This is a genomic window from Sphingobacterium kitahiroshimense (genome assembly GCF_025961315.1).
Taxonomy (GTDB): Bacteria; Bacteroidota; Bacteroidia; order Sphingobacteriales; family Sphingobacteriaceae; genus Sphingobacterium; species Sphingobacterium anhuiense.
In genome coordinates this window covers 3,587,055-3,600,613 of record NZ_JAOQNK010000001.1, presented here as the reverse complement: position 1 = coordinate 3,600,613, position 13,559 = coordinate 3,587,055, and the positions used below count along the sequence as shown (strand labels likewise).

Below are 13,559 nucleotides of genomic sequence, written 5' to 3'. Positions count from 1 at the left end.
AAACCTTATCATTTTTTTGAGTATTTAAACTCATTATTAGTAACTTAGTTGCATAGCAAAAAAACTATATATGACAACTCAAATAACAGAAGGAATAAAAATTTCAGTAGAATGCGTTTTTCAACCTGAATATTCTAATCCAGAAAGAGATCATTTTATGTTTGCTTATCTAATAAGTATAGAAAACTTAAGTGATTCAAGTATTCAGCTCATGAGCCGCTACTGGAATATTTTCGATTCAATCGGAGATCATAATGAAGTATATGGTGACGGTGTGGTCGGAGAACAGCCCATTATTGAACCAGGTCAAATGCATCAATATACATCAGGATGCAATTTAAAAAGTGAGATGGGCTATATGGAAGGTTACTTTAATATGATCAAATTGATAGACGCCTCTTCATTCAAAGTTGACATCCCTAGATTTAACTTGATTGCAAATTACGTATTGAACTAGATCATTATCACCTGCATTTCATCTTATCCAGATCTTCTCCAAAGATTACATATAAAAGGCGAAAATTACTTACTTTTGCGTGATACATTTGTGAGCGGAAATTATTTTCTAAATAATCAAATTCATATATCTTCCTTATTCATCGCAATTGATTTTACATGTGATAAAATCTGCTTGAATAACTTGGACATACTGTTGCTAGGGACCAACATTTAAAATCTCCTATTAAATGACCAACTGTCGTTTTATTCTTAATAAAATAATACGTTAGCAATGTGCTAACTTTTGCATATAATTTACTACCATCAAAGTTATTTATACTAGAGGGTAGACATTCATAGTTTTTAATACATAGAGGTGTATTGAAAAACACAGGAAAAACACAAATAGCTAGTAATCAGTAGTTTATGTTTTTCTTATGTGTAAATTATGCAATTTATTGAACAAGAAAAATTAGGAAATTAACGTGAGTATATTAGCAACTGAACAAGTAAGTCATTCATTTCATGATAGATGGCTTTTTAAAGATTTACATTTTGGACTTCTAAAAGGGGATCGAGTAGCCTTAGTAGGTATTAACGGAACAGGAAAATCAACCCTTCTCTCCATATTAGGTGGCAAATTAGAGCCTACCTCCGGAAAAGTTGTTAAAGAAAAAGGTATCAAGATTGGTTTTTTAGATCAAGATCCTAAATATGATGGATTAACCTCCATTAACGATTTTATATATTCAACTGACAACGAAGAACAGCGATTAATTAGAGATTATGAAGAGCTTTTGGCTATGCCAGAAATTGATCAGAATAAATTAGAAGATCTGACAGAAAAAATAACAACCCTCAATGCTTGGGAGTATGAGTATAATATTAAGACTATTTTGAATAGACTTAATATTGTCGATTTTCATCAAGATATAAAGAGTCTTTCGGGAGGACAACGTAAGCGACTAGCACTAGCAAAACTTTTAATAGACGAACCGGATGTTTATATTCTAGATGAGCCTACAAACCATTTGGATATTGAAACAATAGAATGGCTTGAAAAACTTTTGACAACAGGAAATAAAACTGTATTACTGGTTACCCATGATCGTTATTTTTTAGATAACATTTGTACAGAGATCAGAGAATTGGATAGGGGAAAGCTGTTTACTTATAAAGGAAACTATTCATACTTCCTCGAGAAAAAATCTGATCGCGAAGCGATCGACGCAGTAATGGTAGAAAGAAGTAGAAATCTATTACGTCGGGAACTAGAATGGATGAGAAGACAACCGCAAGCACGTGGTACAAAATCAAAATCTAGAATAGATGCTTACTATGAGCTTGAAGATAAATCCAAAGCTCAAAAAGCAAATGACTCTGTTCAGTTAAGTGTTAAAATAAGTAGACAAGGCTCTAAAATTTTAGAATTGGAACATGTCTCTAAAAATTATGGAGATAAAGTCATCATAAGTGATTTCTCTTATGTTTTCAAAAAAGGTGACCGTATTGGATTAGCCGGTAAGAATGGAACAGGTAAATCTACTTTTCTAAATTTAATTACCAAAAATGAAGTACCGACTAGTGGTAGTATTGCTGTAGGTGAAACGACCGTTTATGGATATTACAAACAAGGTGGTTTAGAAGTAAGTGAAGGAGATCGAGTTCTAGATGTTGTAAAAAATGTAGCAGAATATATTAAGATGGCAAATGGTGAAGTGATCACTGCTTCACAATTATTGACACACTTTTTGTTTCCTCCTGAAAAACAATTTGGTTTTGTAAGCAAGTTGAGTGGGGGTGAGCGTAAGCGTTTACAACTAATGCGCGTGCTGATGTTAAACCCGAACTTCCTAATACTCGATGAGCCATCAAACGATCTTGATATTGACACCTTAAATGTTCTAGAAGATTTCTTAATGAACTATAATGGCGTACTTATATTAGTTTCTCACGATAGGTATCTACTAGATAAATTGACAGAGCAATTATTCATATTTGAGGGAGAGGGAAAAATTGATATCTATAATGGTAATTATGCCGATTATAAAACAGAGCAGGATATCTTACTAAAAGAACAAAAACAGAAAAAAGATATTCCTGTTCAAAAGAAAGAAGAAGTAAAGGAAGAAAAGAAAAAGCTTTCATATAAAGAGCAATTGGAGTACGATAAACTGGAAAAAGAAATACAGCAGTTGGAAGAACTCTTGGTAGAAAAAAACAATACACTTCATTCTACGGGGGACCACGTACAACTATCAAGTATAGCAAAAGAAATAGAAGATATACAAAATAGTATAGACGTAAAATCTGAAAGATGGTTGAGTCTAGCAGAACTGATGTAAAAACAACACAATACGTTTCACGTGAAACGTATTGTAATAAATAATAAAAACTAAACAATCAATTCCAGCGTTTCACGTGGAACTTTGAAATAAAATAAGATGTTTAAAAAATATAACGTTATCGTAGTTGGTGCAGGACATGCCGGTTGTGAAGCCGCGGCGGCAGCTGCAAACCTAGGTTCATCTGTACTTCTCATTACAATGAATATGGGAGTAATCGCACAGATGAGTTGTAATCCAGCAATAGGTGGAGTAGCAAAAGGACAAATCGTAAGAGAGATTGATGCCATGGGTGGATATACGGGTATCATCGCAGATAAATCAACTATTCAATTTAGAATGCTTAATCTGTCGAAAGGACCTGCTATGTGGAGTCCCAGAACGCAGAATGATCGTATGCGATTCGCAGAAGAATGGAGATTACAACTGGAAGCTCTGCCAACATTAGATATGTGGCAAGATACCGTGAAAGAAGTGATCGTTAAAAATGGAAAAGCTTGCGGTGTCATCACTTCTTTAGGAATAGAAATAGAAGCAGATGCAGTAGTCCTAACAAATGGAACTTTTCTAAATGGTGTCATTCACATTGGTGAAAAGAAATTCGGTGGCGGGAGAACAGGAGAGAAGGCAGCAACAGGTTTAACAGAACAACTTGTATCACTAGGCTTCGAGTCCGGTAGAATGAAAACCGGAACACCTCCGCGAATCGATGGAAGAAGCTTAAATTATGCCTTGATGGAAGAGCAATGGGGCGATGATAATCGAGGTCGGTTCTCTTATACAGATACTCCATTACCGACAGAGCAACGCTGTTGCTGGATCACATATACCAATGATAAGGTACATGAAATGTTAAAAACAGGTTTTGAAAGATCGCCTATGTTCACAGGTAGAATTAAAGGTCTCGGCCCACGTTACTGTCCTTCGATAGAAGACAAAATCAATCGCTTTGCAGAACGTGAAAGACATCAGATTTTTGTAGAACCAGAAGGATGGACTACTAATGAAATTTATGTTAATGGCTTCTCCACTTCTTTACCGGAAGACGTGCAACAAAAAGCTTTACAATTGATCCCAGGTTTTGAAAATGCAAGAATGTACAGACCAGGTTATGCTATAGAATATGATTTCTTTCCACCTATGCAACTTGATCTAACTTTGGAAACACTCATTGTAAAGCATCTCTTTTTTGCAGGACAGATTAATGGTACTACAGGTTATGAAGAAGCAGCAGCGCAAGGATTCATTGCAGGTATCAACGCACATCAACGCATTAATGATGATAAAGAACTAATCTTAAAAAGATCTGAATCTTATATAGGCGTACTAATTGATGACTTAGTAACAAAAGGAACTGATGAGCCATACCGCATGTTTACTTCCAGAGCAGAACACCGCTTACTGCTAAGACAAGATAATGCAGATATCAGATTAACACCGATTGCCCATAAATTAGGATTAGTAGGAGATGAGCGACTGAATAAAGTAAATGAGAAAATTAAAAATTCAGATCATATTATTCAGTATCTTAAACAAAATTCAACAACAGTAGATAAGATGAATCCTATCTTAGACGAAGTTGGATCAAGCTTGATTTCACAAAAAACAAAATTGGTTAATTTACTAGGAAGACCACAAATCAATATCTATGACCTCGCGAAAGGTGATTCAGATTTTGGATCCTATTTAAACCAGTTTGACAAAGAGACAATAGAGCAGGCGGAAATCAAAGTCAAATATGAAAGCTACTTCGAGAAAGAAATGGAAATCGTAAACAGAATGAAAAAAATGGAAGATAGAGAAATCAATCCAGATTTTGATTATTCTTCCTTAGTTTCGTTGTCGATAGAAGCAAGACAAAAACTAGCTCAGGTAAAACCAAGAACATTGGGCCAGGCATCCAGAATATCAGGTGTATCACCATCCGATATCAGTGTTTTAATGGTACATATGTCATAATAATCTGATTTACAGTTACTTGTATAATAAATATTATCAATGCAAAATAAAGCGATATAAAGTATTATTATTTCATTTATGAGTCAACATTCAAAAAAAAATAAAACAAGCTTAAAAAGCATTAAAAGCACACTAATCACAAGGTTAGTGCTTTTAAGCTTGTTTTCTTCTCTGATTTTATTAACTGTGCAATGTGCAAGCATAAAGCAGCCAACAGGTGGACCGAAAGATTCAATTGCACCGGTTGTACTCAATGAGTTTCCTAAGAATTTCTCAAAAAATTTCAAAGAGAAAAAAATTAGCATCACATTAGATGAGTATATTAAACTCAATAATCAGCAAAAGGAAATCAGTGTTTCTCCTGATATGGATAAGCCACCACAATTTAAAATTAAAAAGAAAGTACTCGAAATTACCTTACCAGATTCTTTAGAACAGAATACAACCTATACCATCAATTTTGGAAAGGGTCTCGTTGATTATAATGCGAGTAATCCAATCATCAATTACAGTTATGTATTTGCAACAGGAGATCAGATTGATTCATTATCAATATCAGGAAATGTAACCAACGCTTTGACAAAGGAGAAAGAAAAGGAAGTCCGGGTATTACTAATTCCAGTCAGTCAGGATTCTATATTTGGCAAAAAGAAAGCCAATATTTTTGCGCAAACAGATACAATTGGCAATTTTAAAATAAGTAATCTAAGAGCTAATACCTATCGCATTTATGCACTAAAGGAAACAAATAATGACCGTATCTATAACGGCGCAGATGAACTAATCGGTTTCTTAAAAGACTCCATTGTATTGGACAAAGACCTAACGAATATTAATCTTCAAATATCAAAAGGTACACCACTTAAATTTAGAGTAGTTGACAAGAAAATTGAAAACACAGGACGAATACATTTAGTTTTCAATAGGGGTATTAAAAAGCCAAACTTAGTGCTACTAAATGATGATGAAAATGATAAATCAAAAATTGTTAAGTACTCGGAAGCACAGGATTCAGCGTTAATTTTTATTAATAACCTGGAAAGAGATTCTTTAAAATTTGTCTTATCAGAAAACAATACAGTACTTGATACCATATTGGTAAAGAAATCGAATCTGAAATTAGATAGATCAATTGTTCCAACAACTTCTCCATCTACAGGTAAAGTTGACCGCGTAAAACATCTAACAATATCATCTTTAACACCTATAAAATTAATAGATAAAAGCAAAGTAAAATTGATAGAAGATAGCATTGCTAAAACAAATTTTCAACTCCAATTGGATACTAATGTTGCCAATCTTTATCACTTAAGATACAATTGGAGAAAGCAAAAAAACTATGAAATTATTCTTGAAGAAGGCGCAATGCAAGGCTATTTCGGTGAAAAAAATAAAGAGAAAAAGCTGACACTCGCTTATGATGATAGTGATAATTACGGCGATATAACGTTTACTTTTACTGCCATTGACAGTGCAAGACAGTACATCGTAGAACTTATTGATGAGAAAAAAGAAAAAGTATTCCGAAGAGATATTCTCAATAATTCAATCGGGAAAGTAGCTTATAAAGAGTTCCCCGGTGGTAAATATTCCATCAGAATAATACGCGACGATAACAAGAATGGCATTTGGGATCCTGGAGAAGTTTATAAATCAACGCAACCAGAACCCCTAGTATATTTAAACAAAACCTTTACAATACGTGCTAACTGGGAGCAAAATGAATCGTTCAGTTTACAGGAACTGAACGACTTGAATTAATCAAACCAGGAACTATAAAGCACATAATTATGCGGTAACTGCTGTAACAATAACTTTTGTTCATCAGTTATCGCTTTTATTTTTTTAGCCGGCACTCCAGCATATAAATACCCCGATTCACATACTGTATTTTCCAAAACAACAGCTCCTGCTGCAATAATAACATGGCTTTCTAGCACAGCATTATCCATAACAATGGCCCCCATACCTATCAGCACATAATCATGTACAACACAACCATGTACCATCGCCTGATGGCCGATGTTCACATAGTTACCGATCGTTGTACCAGCCTTTTGATACGTACAATGAATAACAACCCCATCCTGAATATTGGTATAATTACCGATACGGATATAATTTACATCTCCTCTTACGACAGCATTAAACCAAACTGAACAATGCTCTCCCAGCTCAACATCACCTACAATAGTACAATTAGGCGCTATAAAGCAGTTATCTTTAAATTTAGGGCTAATACCCTTTACTGGTAATATGAAGGCCATAATTGTTCTAAAATAAAGTATCTGTTAAAGTATCAGCATGTTGCGGATAATCTGTTGTAAAATGCAGTCCCCTACTTTCTTTTCTTAACAAAGCAGATTTTGTCACAATGAAAGCCACCTGTATCACATTTCTAAGCTCACATAGTTTAACTGACAATTTAGTATGCCTATAAAAGTCTTCAGTCTCCCCATACAATAAATGCAATCGATTGAGTGCTCGTTCTAATCTAAAATCTGAACGTACAATACCAACATAATCACTCATCACTTTTTGACACTCTCGCAGATTATGTGTAACCAAAATATCTTCATTGGAAAGCTTTGCTTTTGAATCATCCCATTCTGGCACTCCTACTGCATAATCGGCTGTAGAAATCACTTTTGTAGCATCCAGGTAAATACGATGCGCATATACCAATGCTTCTAACAGGGAGTTGGAAGCTAGGCGATTTGCGCCATGTAAACCTGTCGATGAACATTCGCCACAAGCATATAAATTTTGAATACTGCTACGTCCAAAATCATCAACATAGATACCCCCACATAAGTAGTGCGCAGCTGGTGTAACAGGAATAAAATCCTTACTCATGTCGAGTCCAATAGACAAGCATTTCTGATAAATATTTGGAAAATGTTTAATAATATCCTCCTTCTCACGGTGGGTTATATCTAAATAAACATAATCAATTCCTGACTTTTTCATCTCGGCATCGATTGCTCGAGCCACAATATCCCGAGGTGCCAATGAAGCTCGTTCATCGTATTCAGCCATGAAATCATCCCCATTAATACGTCTTAGAATACCGCCAAAACCACGCACAGCTTCCGAAACCAAAAACGCTGGTGAGTCACTCGGATTATACAAAGCAGTAGGATGAAATTGCATAAATTCCATATTTCGCACCTTACCTTTTGCACGGTAAACCATGGCAATTCCGTCACCTGTGGCAATAGTTGGATTGGTTGTACTTGCATATATATGGCCAGCACCACCAGAAGCCATCACCGTAGTTTTGCTCAAAATCTTATCAACCTGATGCGTATTTGTATTGAATGCATAGATGCCAAAACACTTAATATCGCTCCTTTGCTTATCGACAAATTCACCTAAATGGTGCTGTGTTATTAAATCTATAGCGAAATAATGCGTCAACATTTCGATATTTGGATGCTCGTGTATTTTCTGCAAAAGAGACCTTTCAATCTCATACCCCGTGATATCTTTATAATGCAAGATACGATTGGCAGAATGACCTCCCTCCTTCGCAAGATCATAAAATCCGCTGTCCGATTTATCAAATGAAGTTCCATATGAAATCAATTCGTTAATACGTTCTGGAGCTTCCCGAACTACGTTTTCCACAATATTCACATCACATAAACCATCCCCAGCAATCTGAGTATCAATTATATGCTGCTCAAAGCTATCAGACTTATCCACAACTGCGGCCACTCCTCCTTGTGCGTATTTTGTATTTGATTCATCTTCGTTAGATTTTGTGACAATCAATACTTTACCATGATCAGCAGCTTTTAAAGCAAAGCTTAATCCCGCTATTCCAGACCCAATTACAAGGAAATCTACCTTTTTTTCTGACATAAAATCATATTACATGTGACCAGCACATTTTGACTATTCAAATTAACAAAAAATGTGGAAAACGTGTAAATAAAAAGTTAAATAAAAATGATAACTTTTTTTTTATTGTTGATATCTCCTATTTCTCACAAAATTCTTAAAAGTTATTAGCACAAAACTACTCGTTTATCAACATAAATTAACATCAAAAAAATTCACATTTTTTTATTGAAAACAAAATCAAGGAAAAATCAGATAATTAAAAATCAGGCCTTTAAAATGAAATTAATGTGAATAAATTGTTAATAACTTTATAAAATCTTCATATCAAAATAAAAAATCACACTTTTATCCCCATTTTCCACACACTAATAAACAATAAGACCTTTTTATATAAAAAAGATTATTATTTATTAAAAAAAAAGAATGTGGAATACGTTTGATTTTCTTTGTTTAGTTTTGTCAAGTTGAATTTGAGGCTTTGAGAATTTGATTATTGATTAGGTATTGAAACTGAAATCAAATATTCAATTCTCAAGGGCTTTATTTCTTTTGAAAATATTTTTAAACCCCTTTAGAATGCGATAAATCTTATTTTTTAATTTAAAAATCTAAATAATGAACTGTTAAACAGCTTAATCGGCTATTTTAGTGGCTTTAGATTTCAATATTTTGATTTTATTTTTTTATTATTCTAAATATTGAATCTTAAATACCTGAAATTTGCTTTTTTATAAATTGGTCTAGATTTAAAACGAAAAATTTTAGGTCATTTTACACTGAGATCCCTTTGGTCAGTCTTTTTTGTAATTTTGTATACAGCATTTTCAAAATTTTTAATTGAAATCTCTCCTAGAGATCTTAAATACCATCTTCTCAAAAATCATATTTTTGAAATTTGAGATTGAAAAAATAAATTTTTCAATTTTTTTTTGAAAATGTTATCACGATTAAAGTCGTTTAGCTTTTAATTTTTATAAAATTTTTTGGATTTTGTAAAAATTTGGGCTTTTAAAGTGGTTTATTTTATAAATAAGCTCGCTTAGAATTGAATATACTTTTTTATAAAAAATGAATTATTCTATATTGTAATTTCAAAGCCTTTAATTTGATTTTAGGCGCCTTGAGAATCTCTTATTTACTTCATCAGAATTTTATTTTCAAAAAATTCTATCTATGGGCGCTTTATTTTTTTTAAAAAATTAGCAGTCAAATATTTTTACATCATCTTACAGATCGTAATAGCCGATGATCATAGCCGGTTCCACTTTTCAGTAATTTTTTTTTTCGAACGTTATCTTTTGTATTTAAAAGCGCTTTACTTGCAATATTTGTTTTTTTAAAATTTTTCTGTTGATGTATAGGTTTTCTCAAGCGTTTATATTAAAAATTAAGTCCCTTACATTTAAATATTTGAAAACTTTATGAATAAATTTTGCTGTAATTTATTTGTATAGCTTCAAAATAGTTTAGCTTTGTCCTATTGATTTGCATTAAAATCATCTTTGATTTTTTAATTTATAGCATTTCATTAAAATTCTTTGATATTCTCACCATTCTATATTGTGATCAATACTGCGATATTTGATAATTTTAGAAGTGAAATTCCAAATATTCGATTCTAAGAGCCTTTAATTTGAATTTTGAGGCCTTTACAATTCGATATTTATATTTATGTGGACAACTATATTGAATATTTAAATCTCATATTGCTATACAGTGCTATTTAGATAGGTTTTTGTAGTCTTAAAATTCACCTTTTAAGAAATGTTGATAAGTCTGTTAATTAGCTTTATTGCAAGTATTTACACAAGAATTTTAGCCTTAATTTCAACTGTTATTAACACATAGTAAAAATACGCTTTATTGAAATGTTGATAAGTGTGTTAATTAGCTGAATATTAATATACTATTTGTAACTATCAGTTAGTTACGGTTGGAATTATAAACATCATTTTCTATTTGAAAGATTTATTGAAGAACTATTCTTAATTTTGTAACGTAAATCAAATTAAGAAGAAGAATTAATGGATTTAGTAAATTACGATATTGAAGCTAAGGGCTATATTGATGCTCCTATAGATCCTAGCTTAGATTTGATACAAGAGATCAAACGTCTTAAGGAAGAGAAAAACGCCGTCATTTTAGCACATTACTATCAAGAAGCGGAAATACAAGATATAGCTGACTATATTGGTGATAGTTTAGGTTTATCTCAGGAAGCAGCAAAGACCGATGCTGATGTGATTGTTTTCGCTGGAGTGCACTTTATGGCTGAAACAGCAAAGATACTTTCACCATCAAAAAAAGTATTACTTCCAGATGCTAAAGCAGGCTGTTCATTGTCGGATTCATGTCCACCTCATCTATTTGCTAAGTTTAAGGAGCAGTATCCCGATCATCTGGTCATCACGTATGTAAACTGTACTGCAGAATTGAAAGCGCTATCTGATATTGTCTGTACTTCTAGTAATGCAGTTGAGATTGTGGAGAGTCTACCGAAAGATCAAAAGATCATTTTTGGACCAGATCGTAATCTTGGGGCTTATGTAAAGAAGAAGACAGGAAGAGATCTTGTTTTATGGAATGGTGCATGTATGGTGCATGAGATTTTTTCTCAGGATAAAATAGATCGTTTAAGAGCTGAACATCCCGATGCAAAATTCATTGCTCATCCGGAGTGTGAAGATCATATTTTAGCAAGTGCAGATTATGTAGGTTCTACCTCTGGAATGCTGAAGTTTACAATCAATGATCCTGCGACCACATATATAGTCGCTACAGAGTCGGGAATTATCCATCAGATGCAAAAGGCTAGTCCAGGTAAAACTTTCATTCCTGCGCCTCCAAATAATGCTTGTGCGTGTAATGATTGTCCACATATGAAATTAAATACGTTGGAGAAGCTTTATAATTGCTTAAAGTATGAAAGTCCGGAAATAACACTAGATGATTCCGTGATTGCCCGTGCGCAACGACCTATTGAACGTATGTTGGAAATATCCGCACAATTAGGATTATAAAATAAAAAACAAAGACAGATATGTTAGAATTTGATAATACAGAAAGAACAAATTTAGGAGAGTTGGGTGAATTTGGTTTAATTTCATATTTAACGAAGGCTGTCGAGATTAATGAACCCAGTACCCTTAAAGGTATCGGGGACGATGCCGCTGTTTTAGATTTTTCAAATAAGAAAACTTTAATTTCAACAGATCTTCTGTTGGAGGGTATCCACTTTGATCTGCGTTATGTTCCTTTGAAACATTTAGGCTATAAAGCTGTACAGGTGAATTTGAGTGATATCTATGCGATGAATGGAACAGCATCGCAAATTACATTCTCAATCGGGTTATCCTCAAAATTTCCATTAGAAGCAGTTGAAGAAATCTATCAAGGAGCACTGATTGCTTGTAAAAAGTATAATGTGGATCTTATTGGCGGGGATACGTCAGCTTCAGTTCAAGGATTGGTTATTTCGGTAACGAGTATCGGTTTTGCTGATGAAGATCAGATTGCCTATCGATCAGGTGCACAGGAAGGCGACTTGTTATGTGTTTCAGGCGATTTGGGCGCTGCTTATGTTGGGCTACAATTACTAGAGCGTGAGAAAAATATCTTCTTGGAGAACCCGAATATACAACCAGATCTAGAAGGTAAGGATTATATCGTAGAGCGCCAGCTAAAACCAGAGGCTAGAAGAGATATTGTTGAATTATTAGCAAAAATCGGTATTAAGCCGAATGCAATGATTGATGTATCAGATGGATTGGCATCAGAGATTATACATATTTGTGAGGCATCTGATAAAGGTTGTAAACTTTACGAAGATAAAATACCGCTGGATTCGATGACTTATGAGACAGCTCGTGAATTTGGAATAGATCCAACCGTTTGTGCGTTGAATGGAGGAGAAGATTATGAATTATTGTTCACGATTCCACAAGCTGATTATGATAAAATAAAAGGATCGATGGATATTACTGTTATTGGGCATATTACACAAGCAAGTGAAGGATGTCAAATGATTTCTAAATCTGGAAAGGTCTATCCAATAACGGCGCAAGGTTGGAATGCATTTAAAGACTAAGGGTATTGTTACTATAAATAGAAGAGGCGATAATCCAGATTATCGCCTCTTCTATTTATAATGCTAATTCTTCTTCAATATCGATGTGATCGAATTCATCTTCACGTCTTTTTCGGATACTGAATTCGTTATAGCCGAAACCTATTTCTATTTGCAATAATTTTTGTTGAAGCATTTCAAGGATCGCGAGGAAATTGTAAACGAACTGTACCTTATTTTCAGAGTTTTTTAGAATATATTGAAAATCGAGTTGCCTATTTATTTCTATCAAATCTGCTATTGCCTTTTTTTGTTGATCTATACTATAAGGATGTTTTATAACAGTATGTTTTACTTCCGCAGGTCTATTAGCATATTGAAACATGACACGTTCGTATACCATCATCAATTTATACAGATCAAAACTGTTTAATTCTTCGCCTGTATTTGACTCCGGCCTAGCAAGTTTAATATCGTAATTGATATTACCCCGTTTATAAAGTTTAAGCCGCTCATTTTCCAATAATTTTAAATCCTCACAGGTATCCTTAAACTGCTTGTATAATATTAATTTTTGAATTAAATCTTCTTTAGGATCGATTTCATTTTCATCATCATCCAATTCCGGGCGTGGGAGGAGCATCTTAGCTTTTATACGCATCAGGGTCGAAGCCACAAAAATAAATTCACTGGCCATCTCCATGTCTAAAGCCTGTAATTTGTTGACATATGACAGGAAATCGTCGGTTATTTTTGAGATTGGTATCTCATGAATATTTAATTCATCCCTTTCAATAAAAAATAAGAGAAGGTCAAATGGGCCTTCAAACTGGGGTAACTTTATTTCGTATCCTTCTTCTACTTGCATATCAAGAGCAAATTTACATAATAATACAAACATT

9 protein-coding genes are annotated in these 13,559 nt (G+C 33.6%); 6 read left to right on the top strand and 3 right to left on the bottom strand.

Annotated features, from left to right (window positions below):
* The first annotated feature begins 70 nt into the window (after nt 1-70).
* From apaG to M2265_RS15915, 4 genes are all read left to right on the top strand, one after another.
* Nucleotides 71-457: a Co2+/Mg2+ efflux protein ApaG gene (gene apaG / locus M2265_RS15930; protein ID WP_021189293.1), complete on the top strand. Its 387-nt coding sequence runs from the start codon at nt 71-73 to the stop codon at nt 455-457.
* Between the two features lie 466 nt (nt 458-923).
* Nucleotides 924-2,783, top strand: a complete 1,860-nt coding sequence (locus M2265_RS15925; protein ID WP_132771754.1) for an ABC-F family ATP-binding cassette domain-containing protein — start codon at nt 924-926, stop codon at nt 2,781-2,783.
* Nucleotides 2,784-2,882: 99 nt separating this feature from the next.
* Nucleotides 2,883-4,742 (top strand): tRNA uridine-5-carboxymethylaminomethyl(34) synthesis enzyme MnmG, encoded by a 1,860-nt coding sequence (mnmG, locus tag M2265_RS15920; protein WP_132771753.1) that lies wholly within the window; start codon nt 2,883-2,885, stop codon nt 4,740-4,742.
* Nucleotides 4,743-4,928: 186 nt separating this feature from the next.
* On the top strand, nt 4,929-6,503 hold the full coding sequence (locus tag M2265_RS15915) for an Ig-like domain-containing domain (protein WP_232789371.1): 1,575 nt from the start codon (nt 4,929-4,931) through the stop codon (nt 6,501-6,503).
* Here M2265_RS15915 and M2265_RS15910 read toward each other — a convergent pair.
* Both M2265_RS15910 and nadB read right to left on the bottom strand, forming a co-directional pair.
* Nucleotides 6,500-7,009 carry a gamma carbonic anhydrase family protein gene (locus tag M2265_RS15910; RefSeq protein WP_132771751.1) on the bottom strand — a complete coding sequence of 170 codons (510 nt, stop codon included), beginning with the start codon at nt 7,007-7,009 and terminating at the stop codon, nt 6,500-6,502. The genes M2265_RS15915 and M2265_RS15910 overlap by 4 nt on opposite strands.
* Nucleotides 7,010-7,016: 7 nt before the next feature.
* Entirely contained in the window at nt 7,017-8,609 is a 1,593-nt protein-coding gene (gene nadB, locus M2265_RS15905) for an L-aspartate oxidase (protein WP_132771750.1), read from the bottom strand.
* A 2,006-nt stretch (nt 8,610-10,615) separates the two neighbouring features.
* On the opposite strand from nadB, the gene nadA reads away from it, so the two are divergent.
* A complete protein-coding gene (gene nadA / locus M2265_RS15900) occupies nt 10,616-11,611 on the top strand; it encodes a quinolinate synthase NadA (RefSeq protein WP_132771749.1) in 996 nt (331 codons plus the stop codon).
* Nucleotides 11,612-11,631: 20 nt separating this feature from the next.
* Nucleotides 11,632-12,678 carry a thiamine-phosphate kinase gene (thiL, locus tag M2265_RS15895; protein WP_021189297.1) on the top strand — a complete coding sequence of 349 codons (1,047 nt, stop codon included), beginning with the start codon at nt 11,632-11,634 and terminating at the stop codon, nt 12,676-12,678.
* Between the two features lie 55 nt (nt 12,679-12,733).
* Here thiL and M2265_RS15890 read toward each other — a convergent pair whose 3' ends face one another.
* On the bottom strand, nt 12,734-13,558 hold the full coding sequence (locus tag M2265_RS15890; protein ID WP_317126558.1) for a segregation and condensation protein A: 825 nt from the start codon (nt 13,556-13,558) through the stop codon (nt 12,734-12,736).
* Between the last annotated feature and the right edge of the window lies 1 nt (nt 13,559).

Coding starts and splice junctions, on each gene's coding strand:
- apaG (WP_021189293.1), top strand. CDS start 71: ATGACAACTCAAATAACAGAAGGAATAAAAATTTCAGTAGAATGCGTT.
- thiL (WP_021189297.1), top strand. CDS start 11,632: ATGTTAGAATTTGATAATACAGAAAGAACAAATTTAGGAGAGTTGGGT.
- M2265_RS15890 (WP_317126558.1), bottom strand. CDS start 13,558: ATGTTTGTATTATTATGTAAATTTGCTCTTGATATGCAAGTAGAAGAA.
- mnmG (WP_132771753.1), top strand. CDS start 2,883: ATGTTTAAAAAATATAACGTTATCGTAGTTGGTGCAGGACATGCCGGT.
- nadB (WP_132771750.1), bottom strand. CDS start 8,609: ATGTCAGAAAAAAAGGTAGATTTCCTTGTAATTGGGTCTGGAATAGCG.
- nadA (WP_132771749.1), top strand. CDS start 10,616: ATGGATTTAGTAAATTACGATATTGAAGCTAAGGGCTATATTGATGCT.
- M2265_RS15910 (WP_132771751.1), bottom strand. CDS start 7,009: ATGGCCTTCATATTACCAGTAAAGGGTATTAGCCCTAAATTTAAAGAT.